This is a genomic window from uncultured Tenacibaculum sp., from assembly GCF_947495995.1.
Classification (GTDB): Bacteria; Bacteroidota; Bacteroidia; order Flavobacteriales; family Flavobacteriaceae; genus Polaribacter.
Genome location: NZ_CANMAX010000002.1, coordinates 734,850 through 758,489, shown reverse-complemented (window position 1 = coordinate 758,489; position 23,640 = coordinate 734,850). Strand labels below are relative to the sequence as shown.

Below are 23,640 nucleotides of genomic sequence, written 5' to 3'. Positions count from 1 at the left end.
GAGTTTTTGATTTATATAACTAGTTCTTGATTTCTTAAAATATCGTCGAAAGTCTCTCTTTTTCGAATCAGGTAATCTTTACCTTCATGAACCATTACTTCAGCAGGTCTGTAGCGAGAGTTGTAGTTAGAAGCCATAGAAAAACAATATGCTCCTGCATTATGGAAACATAAAATATCGTCTTCTCTAATTTCATTAATTCTACGATTTGTGCCAAATGTGTCTGTTTCACAGATATAACCTACAATACTATAAAAACGTTCTCTTCCTTTAGGATTAGAAAGGTTTTCTATAAAATGATAAGAATTATAAAACATAGGTCTAATCAAGTGATTTAATCCACTATCGATACCAGCAAATACAGTAGAAGTAGTTTGCTTGATAACATTTACTGTAGCAAGAAAATAACCAGCTTGACTTACTAAAAACTTACCAGGCTCAAACATTAGTGTTAAGTCTTTACCATATTCTTTACAGAAATCATTAAATCTTTTCGATAAATGCTTTCCTAAATCTTCAATATTTGTTGAGATATCTCCTTGTTTATATGGAACTTTAAATCCACTACCAAAATCAATAAACTCAATATTTTTGAACTCTTTTGCAGTATTAAAAAGAATTTCTGTAGCCATTAAAAAAGTATCGACATCAAGAATATCAGAACCAGTATGCATATGAATACCATTGATATTCATACCTGTATTTTCTACCACTCTTTTGATATGAGGAACCTGATGTATAGAAATTCCGAATTTCGAATCGATGTGTCCCACAGAGATTTTAGAATTTCCCCCAGCCATAACATGCGGATTAATTCTAATACATACAGGAATGTTTGGATGTTTTTGACCGAATAATTCTAGAATAGATAAATTATCGATATTTATCTGCACACCTAGCTTCGCAACATCTTCAATTTCTTTTAAAGAAACGCCATTTGGAGTGTAAATAATGTCTTTTGGTTCAAATCCAGCTAATAATCCTAGCTTAACTTCTTGTATAGAAACTGTATCTAAGCCACTTTCTAATTTATTAAATACCTTTAGTATATTAACGTTAGATAATGCCTTAGTAGCATAATTAATTTTTACATTTTTTACCTTAGAAAAAGCTTTAGTAATTCTTTTGTATTGACTGATAATCTTTTCTGTATCATATACATACAGAGGGCTTCCGTGCTTTTTTGCTAAATCTAACAGTAAGTTGTTCTCCATTTTTAAAATTAATTTTTTTCAAATGTAGAGATATAAAAAAAGAAAAAAAATTGAATGTGAGAATATAACACAATAGCCTATTATGTAAAAAAATTACATTTTTTTATTACAAATTGCAATTTTTACTTGGTTTTTGGTAAAAAAAAGTTTTATCTTTGTCGGTGAAATCAAAATTGATGGGAGTGTTTTCATATATTTGATTTTAATAGGAGGTTAATTAAAAACTCTGGTATTTCTTCACCAGAGTTTTTTCTTTTTATAATATGTATGTAATTCCTATTTAAACTTTACTGTAATTTTCTCAGCAATACCAATAATTACTTCTGAAGCTTTTATAATAGATTCTACTGGTACGTATTCGTAACGTCCATGGAAATTATGTCCACCAGCAAAAATGTTTGGACAAGGTAATCCTTTATAAGATAATTGAGATCCGTCTGTTCCTCCTCGAATAGGTTTAATTAAAGGAGTAATGTTCAAATCTTTCATTACTTCTTCAGCAATATCAACAATATACATTACAGGCTCAACCTTTTCACGCATATTAAAGTATTGATCTTTAATTTCTACTTGAATAGCATCTTTACCTAATTCTTCATTTATTTTAACTGCAATAGATTTTATTGTTTCTTTTCGCTCTTGGAAAAGGTTCATATCATGATCTCTAATAATGTATCGTAAAACAGTTTGTTCTACTTTTCCTTCTATACTATGCAAATGGAAGAATCCTTCGTAATCAGTTGTATGTTCAGGAACTTCTTCAGCTGGTAAAGCATTTATAAACTGACTAGCAATAGTCATAGAGTTTACCATCTTTCCTTTAGCGTAACCAGGGTGAACAATTTTACCGTTTACAGTTACTACAGCTCCTGCAGCATTAAAATTCTCATATTCTAACTCACCAATTTGGCTTCCATCCATAGTGTATGCCCACTGCGCACCAAACTTTTCAACATCAAACTTATGAGCTCCCTTACCAACTTCTTCATCAGGTGTAAAGCAAATTCTTATTTTACCATGTTTAATTTCTGGATGCTGAATTAAATATTCCATTGCAGAAACAATTTCAGTAACACCAGCTTTATCATCGGCTCCTAATAAAGTTGTTCCGTCTGTAGTAATTAAAGTTTGTCCTTTATATAAAAGTAAATCTTCAAAGTATGACGGAGATAAAACAATATTTTCTGCTTCGTTTAATATGATATCTTCTCCGTTATAATTTTCATGGATTTGCGGTTTTACATTCGCTCCAGTAAAATCTGGACTTGTATCTATGTGTGCAACAAACCCAATCGTTGGTACTTCATAATCAATATTACTAGGTAATGTAGCCATTAGATAACAGTTTTCATCTAACTCTACATCTTCCATTCCAATTGCTATCAATTCTTGTTCTAATACCTTGGCTAAATCCCATTGTTTTTCTGTACTAGGAAAAGCTGGATTCGTAGGATCAGATTCAGTATCGATGGTTATGTATTTAATAAACCTATTAATTATATTCTGTTTGTTCATTAAGTAATGTTTTGTTTGTTTTGAATGTTTATTTCATTTGTATATCATTAATTAGCGAAATGGCAGAGCAAAGTCTTTCATTAATTAAAGAATCACCATAAATTTCTGTCTTAGCATGGATAAAACCTTTTTGTGTTTTCCCGTACAGATTTAAAATATGATAATTGAACTTTCCTCTTTTTCCTTTAGCTAAATTGTAATACGCGTCTTTTCTTTTGAATTTTAATCGTTTAGATTTTACTTCGGTAAGTTGAAGTTCTTCATTATCTCTTTTTACTTTATAAATAAAATCATCATCAATATTATCAGGATTAGTAATAAAAGAAATATCGATTAATGTAGCTTCCGATAAAGTTAAAGTTGTATCTGCTGCATAAATAGAAGAAACAGCATCTTCATAGTATAAGTTTATTTTCCAGTGATTTGGAAATTTAGCTGTAAAATTTTTCTTGAAATCTTCTACAGTTTCTAAAGTCCCCAGTGAAGACGATTTGCAGTTAAATTCTTTACCTAATTCGTTAGAATCACAAGAGATAAATAAAAGAGCACTAAAGATAAATAGTAAATACTTTGTCATAATTATTTTTGTTCAAAATAAGCAATAAGCAAATCTACAACATAGCTGTAAGATTCTATCCCTTTTGATTGATTATTCGCTTTTAAATAGGAGTTATATCCTTTTTTAATGTAAGGTTCTATCGGATTTTCATATTTCTTCCAGAATAGATAATTATCGTTTAATTCTTTTTTAATTCCTTTATTTACTGTTTTCCATAGCTCTTTATACAATTCTTTATCTCTTTTTCTGATTTCTCTCATGCAATAGCGAAAAGCCATTCTGTAACCAGAATAATTAAAGTAAATATCATCACTATAGGTACAAGCTAAGAAACCTAAAAAGTTGGCGTCGTTTTCAGCAGACCAACCGATCTGATGCGCAACTTCATGACAAGTAGTTGCTGGATAACCAGCCTTTGGTAACATACTATTTACTTGAGCCTCTCCAGTAATAGGATTTAAATATCCTGCAGTACCGTTATAGGATTGAAATAAGCTGACTAAAGAATTTTTTATAGCTGGACTTTTATAAGCCAGCTGAGGATAATCAAAAGCCACTTTTTTATAAGCAGCTGGAACTTTATCGTAAATTTCTCCTGAAGAATATGGAACTTCAATTTTTAATGTGTCGTTTTGAGTAATATCAAAATGAATTTTATTGAAGATTTCAATTGTTTTTTTCGTAGTGCGAACCAATTGTTCTGTTGTATATTTTGATTGTTGTAATCCTAAATTCTCAGCTAAAGGTTTTCTGAAATAATTTAATCCCCAAAAACAATAGAAACAGAAATAAATAATAGAAAGTACTCCTACAAATTGAACTAGTTTAGAAAGTATTCCTCTAAATCTATTTCTAACTAATTTGTAAACTTGTTGTATTAGAAGTACAATAAGTATCAATCCTAAAAGATCACCAAAAGAAAAAGGAAGCCAACCAAGAAGAATTCTTAGAAATCGTGAGATGTAAGGATAAATTCCGTTAGAATAATATTCCTCAATTAAAGTAGATTTTTGGCTTAAAAATTGTACAATAAAATATTGTATGGGCAATAAAATTGCTAGAAATAGATGTTTATTTCGTAGTTTCATTACGTAAAAATAAAAAACAAAAATGTTATCAACACATTAGTAACAGTTTTGTTTACATTTTTTGTGAAAAAAGAAAAATGCATAAAACAAGGAACAATTTGAACCTAAAAAATTACTTTTGTCACCATGGAGAAAACACAAAGTTTAAGGGGAGGTAGAGTTGACCGATCTAAAGTTGTTAATTTAGAAAAAGGAAAGCTTCCACCACAAGCATTAGATCTTGAGGAAGCCGTATTGGGGGCAATGATGACGGATAAGAAAGGGATCGATGAAGTAATCGATATTTTGCATCCTGACGCTTTTTATGATAGAAGACACCAAGAGATATATGCTGCGGTTTATGCGTTATTCCAGAATTCAGAACCAATTGATTTATTAACGGTTTCTAATCAGTTAAGAAAAGATGGGAAGTTAGAAATAGCTGGTGGAGATTTTTATATTATCGGATTAACACAAAAAGTAGCTTCTTCTGCACATATTGAATTTCACTCTAGAATTATTTTAGAGAAGTTTATTCAACGAAAATTAATTTCTATTTCTTCGGAAATTATTGAAAGTGCTTATGATGAAACGACAGATGTTTTTGATTTATTAGATGATGCCGAAGGAAAACTTTTCGAAGTAACACAAGGAAACCTTAAAAAAGGAGCAGAAAATGCACAATCTCTTGTACAACAAGCGATAAATAAAATTCAAGAAATTTCGAATAAAGAAGGAATGAGTGGTTTGGCAACTGGTTTTACCAAGTTAGATGCACTTACTTCTGGTTGGCAACCAACCGATTTAATTATTATTGCAGCTCGTCCTGGTATGGGTAAAACGGCATTTGTAATCTCGATGGCAAAAAATATGGCAATCGATTTTAATCATGCAGTTGCATTATTCTCTCTGGAGATGTCATCGGTACAGTTAATTACTCGTATGATTTCTTCTGAAACAGGATTAACTTCTGAAAAATTACGTAAAGGAAATCTTGAACCACATGAATGGGAGCAATTAAATGTAAAAGTGAAGAAACTGTCTGATGCGCCTATTTTTATTGATGATACTCCAGCTCTTTCTATTTTCGATTTACGTGCAAAAGCGCGTCGTTTGGTGTCACAACATGGTGTGAAAATTTTAATTATTGATTATTTACAGTTAATGACAGCTGGTGGAGCAGGAGGTAACCGTGAGCAAGAAATTTCGATGATTTCCCGTAACTTAAAAGCTTTAGCAAAAGAATTAGATGTACCAGTAATTGCATTATCGCAGTTATCACGTTCGGTAGAAACTCGTGGAGGAAGTAAACGTCCACTTTTATCCGATCTTCGTGAATCTGGAGCGATTGAGCAGGATGCCGATATTGTATCGTTTATTTTCCGTCCAGAATATTATGGTATGACAGAGTGGGATGATGATGATCATTCGCCATGTGAGGGACAAGGAGAGTTTATTGTTGCAAAACACCGTAATGGTGGATTAGATAATATTCGTTTGAAATTTACAGGACACTTAGCTAAATTCTCAGATTTAGAAGAAGGATTTAGTAGCGAATTCCAATCAAGTATGAACACATTTGAGTCTGGTTCTTTACCATCTCCATCTGCAGCAGATGCTTTTGGAGCACCAGAACCACCTTCAACTCCAGATTTTAATGATGATGTTCCGTTTTAAAATAAAATTGTTGTGGAAATAGTTTTTATAATATTAGCAATATTAATATATCTAGTCATTTTTATTTGGGGATATAGTTATGATTATAAAAAGAATCCTAAAGGTTTTATAAAAACAATTATAGGTATGCCTATTGCCATGATTTTATCTTATCTAGGTATCTCTGATTTTGATAAAAAAATTAAAGAGTGGACAGAAAAATAAGATTAGACAAATCACAAAAAATATTAAAATACACAATTGCTTTATAGTAATTGTGTATTTTAGTTATTAGATATGAGGAAATATATATTTTTATTACTAACAGTTTTTTTGACACACTCGGTTTGGGCTTCTTTTATCTACTTGCCGATGAGTCATGATAATCAAAAAAATCATTTAAAAGCATACGGAATTGTGTATTACGGATTGCAAAATGGTTTGAAAGCAAAATGGTTATTAAATTATGATGGAGGAGCTTTTTTAATTGAAAATAATGAAGCAGTTGTACAAGAGTGTAAAATTAGAGGTGTTTCTTTTCAAGTAATTTCAGATGCTAAATCTCAACTTATTTTAGAAGAAATTTCTTCACCAAGTAAAAATCAGGAAGCAGTAACTTTAGAAAAAGCACCTAAAATAGCAGTGTATTCACCAAAAGATAAAATGCCTTGGGACGACGCTGTAACTATGGTTTTAACTTATGCTGAAATTCCATTTGATGTTGTTTACGACGAAGAAGTACTTTCCGATAAATTATTATTATATGAATGGTTGCATTTACATCATGAAGATTTTACAGGTCAGTATGGTCGTTTTTATGGAGCCTTTAGAACTGCTCCGTGGTATATTCAACAGAAGAAAGATGCAGAAGCTTTGGCTAAGAAATTAGGTTATGCTAAAGTATCTGAAGCGAAACGTGACGTGACAAAGAAAATTAGAGACTTTGTAATTGGTGGTGGATTTATGTTTGCCATGTGTTCGGCAACTGATAGTTTTGATATTGCTTTATCTGCCGATGGTGTTGATATTTGTGAAGCAATGTTTGATGGAGATCCTTCGGAACCTAATTATCAATCTAAAATCAATTTCAACAAAACTTTTGCATTTAAGAATTTCGAATTAATTAGAAATCCGACAACTTATGAATTTTCTTCTATTGATATGACTCGTAAGAGAAGAATAAATAAAGAAGTAGATTATTTTGTGTTAAAAGACTTTTCTGCAAAATGGGATCAAGTACCAACAATGCTGTGTCAAAACCATACCAAATTAGTTAAAGGTTTTATGGGACAAACAACTTCTTTTGAACGAAGAGCTATAAAGTCTACAGTAATGGTTTTAGGAGAAAATAAAACTAATAGAGAAGCAAGATATATTCATGGAACTAAAGGAAAAGGATTATTTACTTTTTATGGTGGACATGATCCTGAGGATTATCAGCATAGAGTAGGAGACCCAAAAACAGAATTAGATTTACATCCAACTTCACCAGGATATCGTTTAATTTTAAATAATGTTCTGTTTCCTGCCGCTAAAAAGAAGAAACAAAAGACTTAAAAATATCGATTAAAAATAAAAAAGCAAAACCAATTGGTTTTGCTTTTTTATTTAAATAGTTTGTTTTACTTAAACTTTTCTGAATTTTTAATGTAAAGGTCAGATTTAATATAATCAAGTATAAGTTTTATAAGATATGCTTTAGCAAATCCAGGACCTATATCATTTGCTTCAACTAAACTAGTAGCATCTTTAATTTTAGTTAAACTACTTGAAAAACTAAACTCGGTTAAATCACTCTTAACGATACATTTTTCTAAAGCTTCAATTATATTTTTTTCGATATCTGAACGAATGTCAATTAATAAGTCATTAAAATATAGTCGTCCAGGAATTCGTTTAGAATTAAAATTTTCCTCAAACACAAATTGATAAATACATATAGTAAACTCTTTACCATTTTTATCGTTACCAATAACATATTTAGTGCCTCCATCTGATAGAGTAACAGAATTAGTTATTGTTAAAGGTTGATTTATTATCATTTAAATTCAGGTAAAATTATTTAAGGTCTTTAAGCATTTCTTTAACAGATCGTTCTAATTGCTCGTCGCGACCGTTATCAATAACTCCAGGCATATTTTTCACTTTAATCATTGGTTCTGTTTGGTTGTTTTCCATCCATCTTCCTGACTTATCTTTAGCACTAACAGGAACAACTCCCCAGTAACTTCCGTCAGGTAAACCTTCCCAACCAGCAAAACTACAAGTACCAGGAACTGGCATTCCTACAGTTTTACCAATTTTTAAGTCTGTGTATCCTGCAGCATAACAATGCCCGTCAGAATAATTACTTTCATTAAACATAGTTAATGTTGGTTTTGTCCAACGAGACGTTGGTTCACCACCAACAACTTTAGCTTCAGTTTCATAAGAAATAAAAGGTACACCAGTAAAGAACATAGCTAAGTCGGCAACTAAATCACCACCACCGTTAAAACGAGTATCGATAATCATTCCTTTGCGTTCGAAGAATTTACCCATAATATCTTTGTAAATACTTCTATATGGACCATCACTCATTCCAGGAATATGAACATAACCTAATTTACCATTACTTAATCGATCAACTTCTTTTTCGTTGGTTTTTACCCATCTTTTGTATAATAATCCTCTTTCTTCTCCTAAAGAAATTGGTTTTATAGTAATGGTTTGTTTTTTCTTCGTTTTAGGGTCAACAATATCTAATAAAACAAACTTTCCTGCTTTTCTATTTAAATATTTAGCAACATCTTGATTTCTATCCACAGTAATACCGTCAATTTTTTCAATTAACATTCCTGCTTTCACATTTAATGAAGATTTATCTAATGGTCCGTCTTTAATTATTTCATCAATTAAAATTCCATTACCATCATGATCATAATTCATAAAAATACCAAGAGAAGCAGTCGCATCGGCATTATTAATGCTCGTACGATAACCAGCACCAGCATGAGAAACATTTAATTCTCCTAACATTTCAGAAAGCATTTCAGAGAATTCAAAAGAGTTTCCAATAGAAGGAATATACTTTTTGTATTCTTTTTTCATTTTCTTCCAATCGATTCCGTGAAAATCTGGGTGATAGAAAATAGCATTAGTTCTAATCCAAACATGATCAAACATAGCTTCTCTTTCAGCATTAGTATCTAAGGTCATTTCACCGTTAATCTTAATACCTTTATTACTTTTCTTAGCAGGAGCTATTTTTGAAATTCTTCCACCATTTAATAAGTATAAGTTTTTCATGTCTTTATCCCACTGAAGCGAACCAAAATTAGCATTTAAACGCATTACCATTTTAGTTTCTTTAGTACGAAGATTTGTACTCCATAAATTCATTTTACCTTCGAAACGAGCTAAATAATAAAGTATATCACCTTTTTTAGAAAGCACTGCATCACCTAAACTAGAAGAATGTATAGTTAATCTTTTAGTACGATCTTTCATACTATCCCAATCAAAAGTTAGAGGTTTTACTTCCTTCTTTTTATCAGTTTTCTTCTTGTCTTTCTTGTCGTCTTTTTTGCCTTTTTTATCAGTATCTTTCTTCTTGTTTTTCTTTTGTTCAGCTTTAATAGCTTCCATCAATTTAAAATCTTCATCACTTAAATTGAATTGATCCCAAGCATCTTGAGTAAAGAACATGCTATAAACGTCAGTTTGTGATTGTCCGCTGGTAGCATAAGATTTTAATCCGTTTCTATTACTAAACCAAAGCATTTGTTTTCCGCCATTAATCCATTTCGGATAATAATCACTGTAACCACTTTCTGTTAAGTTTACACGTTTTGTTCCATCGGCAGCCATTAATAAAACTTCACTGTTACTTAATGTTTTACTCCAACCAACTAATAACCATTTACTATCTGGACTCCAAGTATAGTATTTATCACCATCTCTCATGTGGAATAAATCTTTAGGCGTAAGTAATGTAACTTGTTTTTTAGATTTTAAGTCCATTACTTTTAACGTACGTCTACCTTCAATAAAAGCAATTTTAGATCCATCAGGAGAAAATTCAGGTAAATAATTGTCTGATTTATTCTCAATTAATTGAGTTTCTTTAATTAAAGTAGAAGCAAAGAAGAAAGGCTCTTCTTTTCTAACTTTTTCAGTTTTATAAATACTCCATTTTCCTTTTCTTTCGCTACTGTATACAACAGATTTTCCATCTGGAGTCCAAGTAACGAAGCGCTCTCTTTCTGGAGTATTCGTTAATCTTTTAGTAAAAGATTCGTTTACAGAAGTTACAAAAACTTCACCTCTAGAAATAAATGCAATTTCTTTACCATTAGGTGAAATAGCCATTTCGTTTACACCTCCGTTTATAGAAACAAACTTATCGCTATTATCAATACTTTGTGTTCTAATAGTTACATCTACTTTAGAAGGTTTTTGTCCTTCTTTCATTGTATATAATTCACCATCGTAACCAAAACTTAAAATACCATTTCCGATACTTAAGAAACGTACAGGATGTAATTTGAAATTTGTTAATTGTTGATCTTGACTAGGATTGTTTAAGTTCATTTTATGAACATTAAAACTTCCACTTTTTTCACTCAAGTAATACATGCTTTTTTCATCTTCAGAAAAGAAAGGATGTCTGTCTTCTCCTTCAAATGAAGTAATCATTTTATGAGTTTTATTTTTAGTATTATAGCTCCAAATATCTCTTGTAATCGATGATTTATGATGTTTACGCCATTCGTTTTCTCCACCTTTTTTATCATGATATAGCATTGTGTTTCCGTTCTTAGAAACTTGAACATATTCTGCTGGTACCGTTAATAATTGGCTAATTTTTCCACTTGTAGTTGGAACACTGTATAACTCTGGCTGAGATCCTGTTGGATATTGTCTATGCTTTACATGATCTTGTCGTTGAGCTCCAAAAATGATATCCTTATTATTTGAAGAAAATGTAAAAGGAATCTCATCTGCAGAGTGAAAAGTTAATCTTTTAGCAGCTCCACCTTGAGCGTCCATTATATAAATGTCAAAATTTCCGTAACGGTTAGAGGCAAAAGCTATTTTTTTACTGTCTTTACTCCATACAGCTTTATAATCGTGAGCTTTATGAAAAGTTAATTGTATTGCATTACCACCTTCAGTTGGTACTTTATATAAGTCTCCTTTATAGGTGAAAACAATTTCTTTCCCATCTGGTGATATAGATGAATGTCTTAGCCAATTGGGCTTTTCTTGTCCGAAAAGCTGTAAAGCTAAAAATGTAAATAATATAGAAAGGTGTTTCATTTGGTTAATTTTTGTGGCAATCTACTAAATTGCCGAATCTATTTATGTTAATTTTGGTTAAAATGAAATTTAGATTTGAGGATCTTTAACTTTTTTTAATTCATTGATAAAAGAAGAAGGTTTCATATTGGTAAACTTATAAAATGCTTTAGAGAATGAATCGGCACTTTTAAAACCAACTTCTTTAGCTAAAGCCTTTACAGTGTATTTTTGTAGTGTAGTATTTTTGGGCAGTTTTTCCACTATATAATTAATTCGTAATTGATTAATATAATTACTAAAGGTTTGTTCTTTGTGTTGATTAATAACTTTAGAGAGATACGAAGAATTGGTACTAAAAGAATCAGCTAAAAATTTAAGATTAATTTTAGGGTTTAAGAATTCTTTGTTTCGTTCGAATTTTTTTAATTTTTGTAATAATTCTTTACTTACCTCTTGAGAAAGTGCATGAGAATCTGGTAAACTGGATGTTGTATTTTCCTTAGCTTCTGATGTAGTTTTAGTCTTTTGATTAATCAGTTTTAAAAACTTCTTTTTATATGTTGATTTTCTTTTAGTTTGAAAAAATAAAATTAATAATGTGATTGTAATAATAACAGCATATAAGATTTTATACAGTCGATCTCTATTCGTTTTTGATTCTAACTTATGAATTAAAGCATTTTTTTCAGCTAGTAATTTAGGTTGATCGTAATTTTCAGACAGGACTTTAATAGTTTCTTTTTCGTCTTGAGTCTTTATTTGGTTTATGGTAAGTAACTTATTTACATATTCTAATTGTTTTTGATAATCATTTTGTTGTTTGTAATGATTACTTAAAAATTGAAAAGAATCTTCCAAATACGAGCTAGGAATCTTTTTTAAATTGAAAATAGAATCTGCTTTAGAATGATAAATAAAAGCTTCTTCTGGTTTAGCTATTTTTTCATAACAAGTGGCTAATCTTGAATACGATCTCGTCAATAGCTTGAAGTTCTTTATTTTTTTTAAATATGGAATATAAATATGGAGCTCTTTAATAGCATTATCATATTCTTCTTTATCAATAGCGATTTGATATTTTAAAAGATGCAAGGTTTTTTTGAAATATGAATCGTCAATAGAATTATAGATATTTTCTGCTTTGGTTAAATAATAATCTGCAGAATCTCTTTTATTCATTTCTGTATACAAAATAGCCAAGTGCATTGGGTTCGCTAAAAAAGCATCATTAAAATGAGCCGGATTTTTATCCTTCAAATAATTATCTACTTTTTTAAATAACTGAATCGTTTCTTTTTGTCCGTTATTTTTCCATTTCACTAAGCCAATAAAAATATTTGATAATGAAGCTATACTATCATGTTTTGTTTTCTTTAGAAGTTTATTTATTGTTAGAAATTCTTTTAAAGTTTTAGAGCTAGAATTGTTATTAAAATAAGTTTCACCTCTAGAACATCGAATTTTCATTTCAGTTGCAACGTCATTACTTCGTTGAGCAATATTTATTAATGAATCACAAAGCGTATAATAATTATGAAAATCGTTGTGAAGTAAAGATTGAAAATATTTACCAGATTCAATTTTTATAAGATTATCTTCTCTTTTAGCTTTTTTAAAATAGTAATCTGCATAAACTTTTGCTTTTATAGTATCATAAAAATTATTGTTGAATAAATCATATAAATTTTTATAGGATTGACCGGACAAAGAATCTTTTTGAACATCTTGAGCATTTGATATGAAAAAGGAGAAAACAAATAGAAAAAAGACAAAGCAATTGTTAATATTCATTTCTAAAGCGATTTTTTTGTAAAAATAAGTATTAAAAATTAAAAAACGAACTGTGTTTTAAGTTGTTTGTTTATAGTTTTTTAGATGTTTTAGGACTCCCATTTTATAAAACGAGGGTACAAAATATTGCATATTTAAAAGTTTAAGATTTACTTTGAAGTAAGAAAAGGGTTCGGGGGAATATCAGAGGACGGGAAAATCTCTTATACGAAAAGGAAAATTTAATCAACTAATTAATCGAGCCCTTTTTTCTTTATTAATTGTCTTTTCATTCTTAATCTATTACTTTTGTCTCCTCAAAATAATATATAATGCCAACAACACAACAACTTCAAGATTTTACACAACAAGTACGTAGAGATATACTTCGTATGGTACATGCAGTAAATTCAGGACATCCAGGAGGATCTTTAGGATGTGCAGAATTTTTCACATGTTTATATCAGGAAGTAATGGATTACTCAACTGATTTTAATATGAATGGAGAAAACGAAGATTTATTCTTCTTATCTAACGGACATATTTCACCAGTTTATTATAGTGTTTTATCAAGAAGTGGTTTCTTTCCAGTAGAAGAATTAGCTACTTTTAGAAAATTAGATTCTCGTTTACAAGGTCACCCAACAACACACGAACACTTACCAGGTATTAGAATTGCTTCTGGTTCTTTAGGTCAAGGTATGAGTGTTGCTATCGGAGCAGCTGAAGCTAAAAAGTTAAACAACGACGATAAATTAGTTTTCTCTTTACACGGAGACGGAGAGTTACAAGAAGGACAAATTTGGGAAGCAGTAATGTATGCTGCTGCTAAAAAAGTTGATAACTTAATTTCTACTGTTGATGTAAATGAAAAACAGATCGATGGTACTACTGATGATGTTTTAGCTTTAGGAAGTTTAAAAGCAAAATTTGAAGCTTTCGGATGGGACGTTTTAGAAGTTAAGAAAGGAAATGATATTGAATCTGTTTTAGCTGGAATTAATGAGGCTAAATCTAGATCTGGAAAAGGAAAACCAGTTTGTATTTTATTATATACAGAAATGGGGAATGGAGTAGATTTTATGATGCATACGCATGCTTGGCATGGTAAAGCACCAAACGATGATCAATTAGCTTCTGCATTAGAACAAAATCCTGCTACTTTAGGAGATTATTAATCAGAACAATACAAATATAATACGCCGCTACTAACAATAGCGGCGTTTCTTTTTTAAGAATTCTTAACATATTGGCGTAAACAAATATGTATTTTTACGTACTAAACTATCAATTAATTTTTACTAGATGAGAATAGGAATTGTATGTTATCCTACTTTTGGAGGAAGTGGAGTGATGGCAACAGAATTAGGAATGGCATTAGCCAGCAAAGGTCATGAAGTTCATTTTATAACATATAATCAGCCAGTTCGTTTAGATTTTATCTCTCATAATTTACATTTTCATGAAGTTATGTTAGAAGAATATCCTTTATTTCAATATCAACCTTATGAATTAGCTTTATCTACTAAAATGGTAGAAGTGGTAAAACAATACAATTTAGAAGTTTTACATGTGCATTATGCAATTCCTCATGCTTATGCGGCATACATGGCTAAGAAAATGTTGAAAGAAAAAGGAATAAAGGTAAAGGTCGTTACTACTTTACATGGAACCGACATCACTTTAGTTGGTAGTCACCCATCTTATAAAACAGCGGCAGAATTTAGTATCAATAAATCTGATGAAGTTACAGCAGTTTCGAGTAGTTTAAGAGAAGATACGTTACGCTTATTTTCTATTGAGAAAGATATTAAAGTAGTGTACAACTTTATAGATACAGCAAAATATGACATTGCCGATCAGGAAGAATGTATGCGAAGCGCTGTTGCAAATCCAGATGAGCGAATTTTAACTCATGTAAGTAATTTTAGACCTGTAAAAAGAGTTCTAGATGTTGTTAAGGTTTTTCATAAAGTTCAAGAAAGAATGCCAGCTAAACTATTGATGGTAGGTGATGGCCCAGAACGTTCTAAAGCAGAAAGCTTAGCTAAAGAATTAGGTGTTTCTGATAAGGTCTTATTCTTAGGAAATAGTAACGAAGTAGCTAAGCTTCTATGTTATACAGACGTGTTTTTATTACCATCAGTGGCAGAAAGTTTCGGATTAGCAGCTTTAGAAGCTATGGCAGCAAATACGGCTGTAATATCGACAAATGCAGGAGGTTTACCAGAAGTTAATGTACATGGTGAAACAGGTTACTTAAGTGACGTTGGAGATGTTGAAGATATGGCTAAAAATACGTTAAAGATTCTTGAAAGTGACGCTACTTTATTAGAGTTCAAACAAAGAGCTAAAGCGCATACAAAACAGTTTTCTTTAGATAAGATTTTGCCACAATACGAAAAGATTTATCAAGCTTGTTTTTAAACTAAAAAGGAGCATCTTCTTCAATAGGCTGACTGTTGTTTTCATTTAAACGAGATGTAATATCCCAATTATGTTCTTGAAGTGGATTGTTTATTTGATTTAAATTTAAGATTAAAGAATATCTGTTTTCATCAGTATGTTTGGTTACAAAAAAGTAAAAATCTTTTCCTGAAATTTCTAATCTTTTTTGTGAAGCATCACTAAACTTCGTTTCTACAGTGTTACTTTTTATTTCTTTCTTTATCTTTTTAAATAATGATTTAAAACGTGTGTTTTCTATAAAAAAATCAATCTCATGTAAAGCTATGTCAATATGATTAGTTTTTTCATTAATTGATTCGTTGTAAATGCAGTTTACACTAAAACTAAATTCTAAATTGTCACAGCCTAGTAAAGTAGCATTTACTTTTTTTTGATCTTTTTCATACCACTCAGTTTGTGTTTGAGTGTAATTATGCATGTCTATAGAAGTTTCTCTAGACACATTTTTGATATCTTTCTTAAAGATAGATTTATCCTTCATTTTAGCTAAATCACAATCCGTTAAATACGAATCTTCATAAAGTAAACCATCTACAAAACTGAAAGTCATTTTTAATTCTTTTATATAATAAGATTCAACCTGACTTCCATATGTGTATAAAGTTCTATGATTCTGATTTACTTTAGCTTTTAATACACCCTTATTATATGATGTAAGTTCTAAGTAATTGTATGAAAATGGAGCATAGCGTAAAATCGAATGTTCTTGAATCACTTCTACTTTGGCATTTACTAAAAGATAAATATACTCAGCATTCGTATTTGCATTACCACCAAGCATACCTTCAGAAACTCTAGAAATTAAATAATCGGTAATACCGTCTTTATTAAAATCAGTTTCTTGATCTACAATACTAAAAGTCACGGAATGATTATCGTGATGAGAACAATTACTACTAAAGTATTTATAGACTCCATCTTTTTCTTGAAAAGTGATTTCACATTCTTGATCTTCACCTTCCTTTTCAAGTAAATAATCAATAATTTTATGATCACTAAATACAGTTCTTTCTGATAAACTATTTTTAGTAGTGGTGCTTTTTCCCTTAGTGTTATTTGTCTTACAATTTCCAAACATAAAGCTTAGAAAAAGTAAAATAATTGTTCTTTTCATCATAGCTTTTTATAGGTGTTTGTAATTCTCTTTACAAATTAACTCATATAAAATTCGATACTTTCTTTAATCAAGTTTTCAGAAGCTTCACAACTTAATTCAAAATCTTCGTAATCATTTAACAAAACAAATTTTACGATTCCGGCTTCATTTTTCTTATCGTGAATTAATAATCCCATAATCGGACTAATATCTTCAGGTAAGATTTCTATTTTTCCATAAATATTAATGATCGCTTCTTTAATTTCAGCTGTTTTTTCTTCAGAGAAATTTAAAATTTTAGAAGATAAATAAGCTTCACAAACCATTCCGATAGCAATAGCTTCACCATGGGTAAGATTTTCTTTGTGTTCAGAATCTAAAAAGTAAGACTCAACTGCATGACCAATTGTATGTCCCCAGTTTAAAACTTTTCGTAATCCTTTTTCTTTAGGATCTTCAGTAACAACTTCATTTTTAATTTCTATCGAACGGTGAATTAAATCCACGATATTTAATTCAGGATTGTCTTTAATTTCATTAAATAAATGAATGTCGTGTGTCATTCCATATTTAATAATTTCAGCAGTTCCAGAACGAATTTCTCTTGGATCTAATGTGTATAAATATTCTGGATCAACTAATACCATTTGCGGATTAGCAAAAACACCAATTTGATTTTTTAATACACCTAAATCAACTCCTGTTTTTCCACCAACAGAAGCATCTACCATAGAAAGTAACGTAGTAGGAATATTAATAAAGTCGATTCCTCTTTTAAAAGTAGAAGCTACAAAACCACCTAAATCTGTAATAACTCCACCACCAAGTGTAATTAATAAACTTTTTCGATCTGCTCCTAATTCGGTCATAGCATTCCAAACACCTAAACATGTATCTAAGTTTTTATGAACTTCACCCGGATCAATTTGAATTAATTCAATTTTAGTTTCAGTTTCTAAACGTTGAATAAATCGAGGATAACAACATTCTAAAGTATTATCATCTACCAAGATAAAGATAGAAGAATATGAGTTTTCCTTTAAAAATTGATTTATTTCTAAGTAAGCTTGATCTGAAAAATGTACAGGATATGTAATTGCTTGAATCGTATTCATTGATTGATATAATATGATGCAAATTAAGTAGAAAATATTAAAATATTTAAATGTTGTCTTCTATATTTGTTGCAATAAAGTAAACTAGGGACTACTATATAATGAAACTTTTTGAAAACACTGAGGTAGCATTTAAGCTAAAGTCTGATTCTGAGTTAGAAAGAGCGTATTTTTTATTTCGCTTAATTCAAAGTCAACCTATGGTAAAAATAGGAACAGCAGTAACAAATTTTGCGTTAAAAGCGCATTTGCCTGTAGAAGGACTTATTCGTTCTACTGTATTTGATCATTTCTGCGGAGGAATTACAGAAGAAGATTGTATTCCTAATATCGAAAATATGTACAACAAAGGAAATGTACATAGTGTATTAGATTATTCTGTAGAGGGTAAAGAAGAAGAAGAGAGTTTTGATAATGCCGTAAAAACTATTGAGAATATCATTAAGTTTTCTGAAGAAAAGCAATCGATTCCTTTCGCTGTATTTAAGCCTACAGGATTTGGTCGTTTTGCCTTATATCAAAAAATAGGAGAACAAAAGCCATTAACTCAAGAAGAAGAGCAAGAAAGGGAACGAGTAAAAGCTAGATTTCATCGAGTATGTAAATTAGCTTTTGATAAAGATGTTCCATTATTAATTGATGCTGAAGAGAGTTGGATGCAAGATGCAGCTGACGATTTAGTAGAAGAATTAATGGAAACTTATAATAAAGAGAAAGCATTAGTTTTTAATACACTACAAATGTATCGTCATGATCGTATGGATTATTTAAAATCTTTACATCAAAGAGCGCATCAGAAAGGATTCCATATTGGAATGAAAGTAGTTCGTGGTGCATACATGGAAAAAGAAAGAGATAGAGCCGAAGAATACGGTTATCCATCTCCAATATGTAAAACCAAAGAGCTTACTGATAAGAACTACGATGAAGCCATTTTATATATGATGGAACATAAAAACATGGCCTTATTTGCAGGAACTCATAATGAAGAAAGTTCATATCTATTAATGCAGTTAGCAGAAAAGTATAATATTGAAAAAGGAGACAAACGAATGTGGTTTGGTCAATTATATGGTATGAGTGATCATATAAGTTTCAATTTAGCTGAAGAAGGTTACAACGTTGCTAAGTATGTACCATTTGGACCAGTTCGAGATGTGATGCCTTATTTAATTAGAAGAGCTGAAGAAAACACATCTGTAGAAGGACAAACTTCTAGAGAGTTAAATCTTATAAAAACAGAAAAGAAACGTAGAAAACTATAATGTTCACTATAAAAGAAGTAAAAGCATTACTTCATAGTTATAAGAACAGTTTTATACAAGAATATAAAGAAAGTAAAGAGCTATTTTTATTAGTATATAAATCTTTTAAAACGACATTAAATTTAGAGGAAAAACAAAAAGTTAGAGAACAAACGATAGACATTTTAAAAGTAATACCAGCTTTTATACTTTTTATGTTACCCGCTGGAACTTTATGGTTATTTTTGTTCTTTAAATTATTTCCAACAATGTTGCCTAGCTCTTTTCAAAAAAAGAATAACAACAACTAAAAACAATAATAAATGCAGTTCGATCATCAAATATTTGATTTAATTCAAGAAGAAAAACAACGTCAGTTAAATGGTCTAGAACTAATTGCATCAGAAAACTTTGTTAGTGATCAAGTAATGCAAGCACAAGGTTCTGTTTTAACTAATAAATATGCTGAAGGATATCCAGGTAAGCGTTATTATGGAGGTTGTGAAGTTGTAGATATCGTTGAACAAATCGCTATTGATAGAGCTAAAGAGCTTTTCGGAGCAGAATATGTTAATGTTCAACCACACTCAGGAAGTCAAGCTAATACAGCAGTTTTTGCAGCTTGTTTAAAGCCAGGTGATACGATTTTAGGATTCGATTTATCACACGGAGGACACTTAACTCACGGTTCACCTGTAAACTTTTCTGGTAAATTATATAACCCTGTTTTTTATGGAGTAGATAAAGAAACTGGTTTATTAGATTACGATCATATCGAAAGTCAAGCAAAAGAACACAAGCCAAAGTTAATTATTGCTGGAGCTTCTGCGTATTCAAGAGATATGGATTTTAAACGTTTCCGTGAAATTGCAGATAGCGTTGGAGCAATTTTAATGGCAGATATTTCTCATCCATCAGGATTAATTGCTAAAGGTATTTTAAATGATCCATTACCACATTGTCATATTGTTACCACTACAACTCACAAAACTTTACGTGGACCAAGAGGTGGTATGATTATGATTGGTAAAGATTTTGAGAACCCATTTGGTCTAAAATTAAAAAGTGGAAAACTAAAGAAAATGTCTACGTTATTAAACAGTGCAGTTTTCCCAGGTAACCAAGGTGGGCCATTAGAACATGTTATTGCAGCTAAAGCAGTTGCTTTCGGAGAAGCTTTAACAGATGAGTTCTTAGAATATCAAATTCAAGTAAGAGAGAATGCTAGAGCTATGGCTGCTGCATTTGTAGAAAAAGGATATCATATTATTTCTGGAGGAACAGACAATCATATGATGTTAATTGATCTTAGAAATAAAGGAATTACTGGTAAAGATGCTGAATTAGCTTTAGGAAAAGCAGAAATTACAGTAAACAAAAATATGGTTCCGTTTGATACAGAATCTCCATTTGTAACTTCTGGAATTAGAATAGGAACTCCAGCAATTACGACTAGAGGTTTAGTTGAAGAAGATATGCTTGTAGTTGTAGAGCTTATTGACGAAGCACTACAGAATGCAGATAACGATGAAAAATTACATGAAATAGGAGAGAAGGTACAAGATTTAATGCACCACAGAAGATTATTCGTAATGTAATTGTAATTTTCTATTTCTTAGTTATATAAATAAAAAACGGTTGTTAAATTAACAACCGTTTTTTATTGGGATTATATTAAAATTATATCTAAAAGGATATACTTAGTTATTGTTTGATAACTTTTATAGGTTTAACTATGTTTTTGTTATCTAACGTAGTTGAAATAATGTAAACTCCTTTGGCACCAAAATCACTATCTTTTAATTGGATTGTATGGTTACCAGCTTCATTATTTTCTTCATAAATTGTTCTTGATTGTCCTAATAAGTTAATAATAGCTACTTTTAAAATACCTTTTTCTTTCGTAGTAATAAATAGGTTACCATTTTGAGTTATTGGATTAGGAGCTATTCTTACAGAGTTTTCAAAGTTAATTACATTGTCATTTGTTACTAAAACTTGTCTTTGTGAAACACATTCTGTAGGACAGTTATTAGACCAAACTCCTGTTGCTTTCCCACTAGAATTTCCAGTAACTCTAAACCAACCTGAAGTTCCTCTAGTTAAATCAACAGTTTGTTGTCCGTTTCCATTATTAAAAACAACACCAACATTATTTGCTGATACATTATTTGGTAAAGTAAAAGAAACTGAAGACCAAGAAGAGTTTGCTTGATTCTGCATTACAGCTCCAGGCCATCCGGGAGTTCCAGATAAAGTAGAGTTGGTATTTGTGTTGTATAAATATACATTAGCTGTATTACCCCAAGAAGAATTTTTCAAGAAGTAAAATGTAACATCATTGGTAGTTGGTGGATTTGGATTTGTATTTCCATCACAATCAGATGGACAAGTATTAGTCCAAGTGCCATTGTTATACCAACCTGTTGATCCTCTAGCTAAATCATCAGTTTGATTATTTCCATCATTAAAAATAACTCGCACATTGCTTAAAGTTGTTCCAGAAGGAATTGTAACTTCAAATGAATACCAAGGAGTTCCTGAAATATTGGTAGTTTGTTGCCCAGGCCATCCTGCAGTTCCAGGAATTGTTGCATTTGCACCAGCATCAAAGAAGTAAGCATTAACTGTATTACCCCAACCATTTGGTTTTTTAAAGTTTACAGTAAAATTAGTTGTACCAGTTGGTGGATTCGTACTTCCGCTACAATCAGACGGACAACTGTTAGACCAAGAACCATTATCATACCATCCTGTAGTACTTCTTGATAAATCGTCTGTTTGATTTGTACCATCATTAAAAATTACTCTAATATTTTGTGCAGCTACACCTGATGGAGGATTTACTTGTAAAGAATACCAAGGAGTTCCTGAAATATTTGTAGCTGATTGTCCTGGCCAAGCTGAAGTTCCAGGAATAATAGCGTTTGTAGAAGCATCAAATAAATATACGTTTACATTATTATTCCAACTAGCTGGTTTTTTGAAGTTCACAGTAAAAGGATCAACTTGTGCTGGCGGTGGAGGCGGAGGAGTAACAGTACCACCTTTTGTCCATACAGCATAATCAGTTCCAGAAGTTCTTAATGTCCAACCAGTCCCTTGAGGAGACCAGTTACCACCACCTAATTTCATGGCGATTGTACCGTTTCTTCCATCAATATAAGCAGCATATACATCATTTCTAGCTTCAGCAATATTTATAGATGAACTTGCAAATATTCGTACATCTTTTCTAATAGCGATTAAATCTTTAATAGCTTGTCTTACGCCATTTCCAGCATCGAAATAATGTGTCCAGAAAATCATAGGATTACCAGGATGTGTTAAGATATAGGCATAACCTTTTCTTAAATTTGTTTCACCACCAGGGAAAACATAATTAGATCCACAACATTGTTGTGCAAAACCAGTATCATGATTATCTAAAAAAGTAACTGATTTTCCTGGATTAATTCCAATCATACCAGAAGGTCTACCTTGACCATCTCTTAAATAAGACATGTTATTGTCTCTAATAGCATCTTGTAAGGTAACTTTTGTATTGAAATCAAAAGCTGAAGAAGATTGTTGAGTAAAATTTACCCAGTTATTTGTTTGAACTCTACTACTTTCTAATAATTCACCAACAGCAAAATAAGGTTGAGTAGCATCGTTATATTCTTTATTATAAATTGGATCATAACCATGAACGAAATCGTATCTCCATCCATCAAAACCTAGATCATTTTTTAAGAAATTCATCCAGTTTTTAATTTCTTGTCTTACAGCAGGATTTCTGTGATCTAAATCCCTAGCAGGACCATATGTACCATTAGAACCATCTGCTTTTAAAGCTGTTCCAGGAAAATAATCAGAATTTATACTGAATTCTACAGGGAAATTAACAAAATTTCTCCCCTCATCATCAGCAGTAATAAAAGTTGTAGGCCAAGCAGGATTGGTAAAAGTAACTGCATCGCTAGTGCCAACTCTATGGTTAATTACAATATCTCCAATAATTTTCATTCCTAAATTATGATATTGATTAATTAAACCTCTTAGTTGAGCTTCTGTACCATAAGCACTATTAAAGTTATATAATTCTCTTGGTAAATATCCTTGTGGAGCTGCAGAGTCGCTTACTGGAGGTAACCAAATTAAATCGACACCAGCACTATTTATTTCTGCACTGTTTTGAGTGACAACATTGAACCATGTTTGTCCAGCAGGTTGATTTTGAACATTCCAATCAAAAGCTTGGAACATTACATCTTCGTCTTGTGCCTGTATATTCGATATAAAAAAGAATAACAGTACAAGCTGTAAAAGTTTTAGGGTTTGTCTCATTGTGTTTGTGTTATTAGGTTTATTTGAAATATAATAGGGCCGCTATTACTAAAAAATCATCGCTAAAACTTGTGTTGTAGATATGATTTTTTAATTGTTAAAAAAATGAAGGTTAACCATTTTTTAACGAATTTATTGTGAATTAATTAATCTAAAAAAAGGAGTTAGCTACTAAAACGATTTCGTGTTGATAAATAAATCGATTTCGCTCTATTGTTATTGCTAATAATGAAGTTTATGGTGGTAAAACTTACTTTTTATGTATTACGATACCGTTTTAGATTTGTGAGATGATAATGATGTGATCTTACTGTTAAACTATT

Annotated in this window: 18 protein-coding genes; 8 read left to right on the top strand and 10 right to left on the bottom strand. The window is 30.8% G+C overall.

Annotated elements, in window-relative coordinates; genetic code table 11:
* Positions 1-11: 11 nt before the first annotated feature.
* The 4 genes from lysA to Q1A15_RS08620 all read right to left on the bottom strand — a co-directional run bounded on the left by lysA (position 12) and on the right by Q1A15_RS08620 (position 4,376).
* Complete coding sequence (gene lysA, locus Q1A15_RS08635) at positions 12-1,214, bottom strand: diaminopimelate decarboxylase (protein WP_299621801.1); 1,203 nt, start codon at positions 1,212-1,214, stop codon at positions 12-14.
* Positions 1,215-1,490: 276 nt separating this feature from the next.
* The gene (pepT, locus tag Q1A15_RS08630; protein ID WP_299621798.1) at positions 1,491-2,729 is read right to left on the bottom strand and encodes a peptidase T; all 1,239 of its coding nucleotides are present in this window, start codon (positions 2,727-2,729) and stop codon (positions 1,491-1,493) included.
* A gap of 28 nt (positions 2,730-2,757) precedes the next feature.
* Positions 2,758-3,306 carry a hypothetical protein gene (locus Q1A15_RS08625; RefSeq protein WP_299621795.1) on the bottom strand — a complete coding sequence of 183 codons (549 nt, stop codon included), beginning with the start codon at positions 3,304-3,306 and terminating at the stop codon, positions 2,758-2,760.
* A 2-nt stretch (positions 3,307-3,308) separates the two neighbouring features.
* Positions 3,309-4,376, bottom strand: a complete 1,068-nt coding sequence (locus Q1A15_RS08620; RefSeq protein ID WP_299621792.1) for a DUF3810 domain-containing protein — start codon at positions 4,374-4,376, stop codon at positions 3,309-3,311.
* Positions 4,377-4,502: 126 nt separating this feature from the next.
* On the opposite strand from Q1A15_RS08620, the gene dnaB reads away from it, so the two are divergent.
* From dnaB to Q1A15_RS08605, 3 genes are all read left to right on the top strand, one after another.
* Entirely contained in the window at positions 4,503-6,032 is a 1,530-nt protein-coding gene (gene dnaB, locus Q1A15_RS08615) for a replicative DNA helicase (protein ID WP_299621789.1), read from the top strand.
* Between the two features lie 12 nt (positions 6,033-6,044).
* Positions 6,045-6,236 carry a hypothetical protein gene (locus tag Q1A15_RS08610; RefSeq protein WP_299621786.1) on the top strand — a complete coding sequence of 64 codons (192 nt, stop codon included), beginning with the start codon at positions 6,045-6,047 and terminating at the stop codon, positions 6,234-6,236.
* A gap of 147 nt (positions 6,237-6,383) precedes the next feature.
* Complete coding sequence (locus tag Q1A15_RS08605) at positions 6,384-7,568, top strand: asparagine synthetase B (RefSeq protein WP_299621783.1); 1,185 nt, start codon at positions 6,384-6,386, stop codon at positions 7,566-7,568.
* A gap of 65 nt (positions 7,569-7,633) precedes the next feature.
* Here Q1A15_RS08605 and Q1A15_RS08600 read toward each other — a convergent pair whose 3' ends face one another.
* The 3 genes from Q1A15_RS08600 to Q1A15_RS08590 all read right to left on the bottom strand — a co-directional run bounded on the left by Q1A15_RS08600 (position 7,634) and on the right by Q1A15_RS08590 (position 13,085).
* The gene (locus Q1A15_RS08600; protein ID WP_299621780.1) at positions 7,634-8,053 is read right to left on the bottom strand and encodes a hypothetical protein; all 420 of its coding nucleotides are present in this window, start codon (positions 8,051-8,053) and stop codon (positions 7,634-7,636) included.
* A gap of 16 nt (positions 8,054-8,069) precedes the next feature.
* Entirely contained in the window at positions 8,070-11,312 is a 3,243-nt protein-coding gene (locus tag Q1A15_RS08595) for a S41 family peptidase (protein ID WP_299621777.1), read from the bottom strand.
* 69 nt (positions 11,313-11,381) lie between these two features.
* The gene (locus Q1A15_RS08590) at positions 11,382-13,085 is read right to left on the bottom strand and encodes a helix-turn-helix domain-containing protein (RefSeq protein WP_299621774.1); all 1,704 of its coding nucleotides are present in this window, start codon (positions 13,083-13,085) and stop codon (positions 11,382-11,384) included.
* 311 nt (positions 13,086-13,396) lie between these two features.
* Between Q1A15_RS08590 and Q1A15_RS08585 the strand changes: the two genes are divergently transcribed.
* Positions 13,397-14,242, top strand: coding sequence for a transketolase (locus Q1A15_RS08585; RefSeq protein WP_299621770.1), 846 nt, complete (start codon positions 13,397-13,399; stop codon positions 14,240-14,242).
* Positions 14,243-14,369: 127 nt separating this feature from the next.
* On the top strand, positions 14,370-15,491 hold the full coding sequence (gene bshA, locus Q1A15_RS08580) for an N-acetyl-alpha-D-glucosaminyl L-malate synthase BshA (protein WP_299621767.1): 1,122 nt from the start codon (positions 14,370-14,372) through the stop codon (positions 15,489-15,491).
* A 1-nt stretch (position 15,492) separates the two neighbouring features.
* Here bshA and Q1A15_RS08575 read toward each other — a convergent pair whose 3' ends face one another.
* Positions 15,493-16,647 carry a hypothetical protein gene (locus Q1A15_RS08575; protein ID WP_299621764.1) on the bottom strand — a complete coding sequence of 385 codons (1,155 nt, stop codon included), beginning with the start codon at positions 16,645-16,647 and terminating at the stop codon, positions 15,493-15,495.
* Between the two features lie 38 nt (positions 16,648-16,685).
* Entirely contained in the window at positions 16,686-17,744 is a 1,059-nt protein-coding gene (gene aroB, locus Q1A15_RS08570) for a 3-dehydroquinate synthase (protein WP_299621761.1), read from the bottom strand.
* 101 nt (positions 17,745-17,845) lie between these two features.
* Here aroB and Q1A15_RS08565 point away from each other — a divergent pair, with 101 nt between their 5' ends.
* Genes Q1A15_RS08565 through glyA form a run of 3 tightly spaced genes read left to right on the top strand, consistent with a single transcriptional unit; the run spans position 17,846 to position 20,586 of the window.
* The gene (locus Q1A15_RS08565) at positions 17,846-19,009 is read left to right on the top strand and encodes a proline dehydrogenase family protein (RefSeq protein ID WP_299621758.1); all 1,164 of its coding nucleotides are present in this window, start codon (positions 17,846-17,848) and stop codon (positions 19,007-19,009) included.
* Complete coding sequence (locus tag Q1A15_RS08560; protein WP_299621754.1) at positions 19,009-19,299, top strand: LETM1 domain-containing protein; 291 nt, start codon at positions 19,009-19,011, stop codon at positions 19,297-19,299. The genes Q1A15_RS08565 and Q1A15_RS08560 overlap by 1 nt, the downstream gene beginning before the upstream one ends.
* A 12-nt stretch (positions 19,300-19,311) precedes the next feature.
* Complete coding sequence (glyA, locus tag Q1A15_RS08555) at positions 19,312-20,586, top strand: serine hydroxymethyltransferase (protein WP_299621751.1); 1,275 nt, start codon at positions 19,312-19,314, stop codon at positions 20,584-20,586.
* Between the two features lie 106 nt (positions 20,587-20,692).
* Here the strand turns inward: glyA and Q1A15_RS08550 are convergent, their stop codons facing one another.
* Positions 20,693-23,317: a starch-binding protein gene (locus Q1A15_RS08550; RefSeq protein WP_299621747.1), complete on the bottom strand. Its 2,625-nt coding sequence runs from the start codon at positions 23,315-23,317 to the stop codon at positions 20,693-20,695.
* Positions 23,318-23,640 lie beyond the last annotated feature (323 nt).

What these genes read in the sequence shown, in the direction of transcription:
- lysA (WP_299621801.1), bottom strand. Translation starts at nt 1,214, where the DNA reads ATGGAGAACAACTTACTGTTAGATTTAGCAAAAAAGCACGGAAGCCCT.
- pepT (WP_299621798.1), bottom strand. Translation starts at nt 2,729, where the DNA reads ATGAACAAACAGAATATAATTAATAGGTTTATTAAATACATAACCATC.
- Q1A15_RS08625 (WP_299621795.1), bottom strand. Translation starts at nt 3,306, where the DNA reads ATGACAAAGTATTTACTATTTATCTTTAGTGCTCTTTTATTTATCTCT.
- Q1A15_RS08620 (WP_299621792.1), bottom strand. Translation starts at nt 4,376, where the DNA reads ATGAAACTACGAAATAAACATCTATTTCTAGCAATTTTATTGCCCATA.
- dnaB (WP_299621789.1), top strand. Translation starts at nt 4,503, where the DNA reads ATGGAGAAAACACAAAGTTTAAGGGGAGGTAGAGTTGACCGATCTAAA.
- Q1A15_RS08605 (WP_299621783.1), top strand. Translation starts at nt 6,384, where the DNA reads ATGAGTCATGATAATCAAAAAAATCATTTAAAAGCATACGGAATTGTG.
- Q1A15_RS08600 (WP_299621780.1), bottom strand. Translation starts at nt 8,053, where the DNA reads ATGATAATAAATCAACCTTTAACAATAACTAATTCTGTTACTCTATCA.
- Q1A15_RS08595 (WP_299621777.1), bottom strand. Translation starts at nt 11,312, where the DNA reads ATGAAACACCTTTCTATATTATTTACATTTTTAGCTTTACAGCTTTTC.
- Q1A15_RS08590 (WP_299621774.1), bottom strand. Translation starts at nt 13,085, where the DNA reads ATGAATATTAACAATTGCTTTGTCTTTTTTCTATTTGTTTTCTCCTTT.
- Q1A15_RS08585 (WP_299621770.1), top strand. Translation starts at nt 13,397, where the DNA reads ATGCCAACAACACAACAACTTCAAGATTTTACACAACAAGTACGTAGA.
- bshA (WP_299621767.1), top strand. Translation starts at nt 14,370, where the DNA reads ATGAGAATAGGAATTGTATGTTATCCTACTTTTGGAGGAAGTGGAGTG.
- Q1A15_RS08575 (WP_299621764.1), bottom strand. Translation starts at nt 16,647, where the DNA reads ATGAAAAGAACAATTATTTTACTTTTTCTAAGCTTTATGTTTGGAAAT.
- aroB (WP_299621761.1), bottom strand. Translation starts at nt 17,744, where the DNA reads ATGAATACGATTCAAGCAATTACATATCCTGTACATTTTTCAGATCAA.
- Q1A15_RS08565 (WP_299621758.1), top strand. Translation starts at nt 17,846, where the DNA reads ATGAAACTTTTTGAAAACACTGAGGTAGCATTTAAGCTAAAGTCTGAT.
- Q1A15_RS08560 (WP_299621754.1), top strand. Translation starts at nt 19,009, where the DNA reads ATGTTCACTATAAAAGAAGTAAAAGCATTACTTCATAGTTATAAGAAC.
- glyA (WP_299621751.1), top strand. Translation starts at nt 19,312, where the DNA reads ATGCAGTTCGATCATCAAATATTTGATTTAATTCAAGAAGAAAAACAA.
- Q1A15_RS08550 (WP_299621747.1), bottom strand. Translation starts at nt 23,317, where the DNA reads ATGAGACAAACCCTAAAACTTTTACAGCTTGTACTGTTATTCTTTTTT.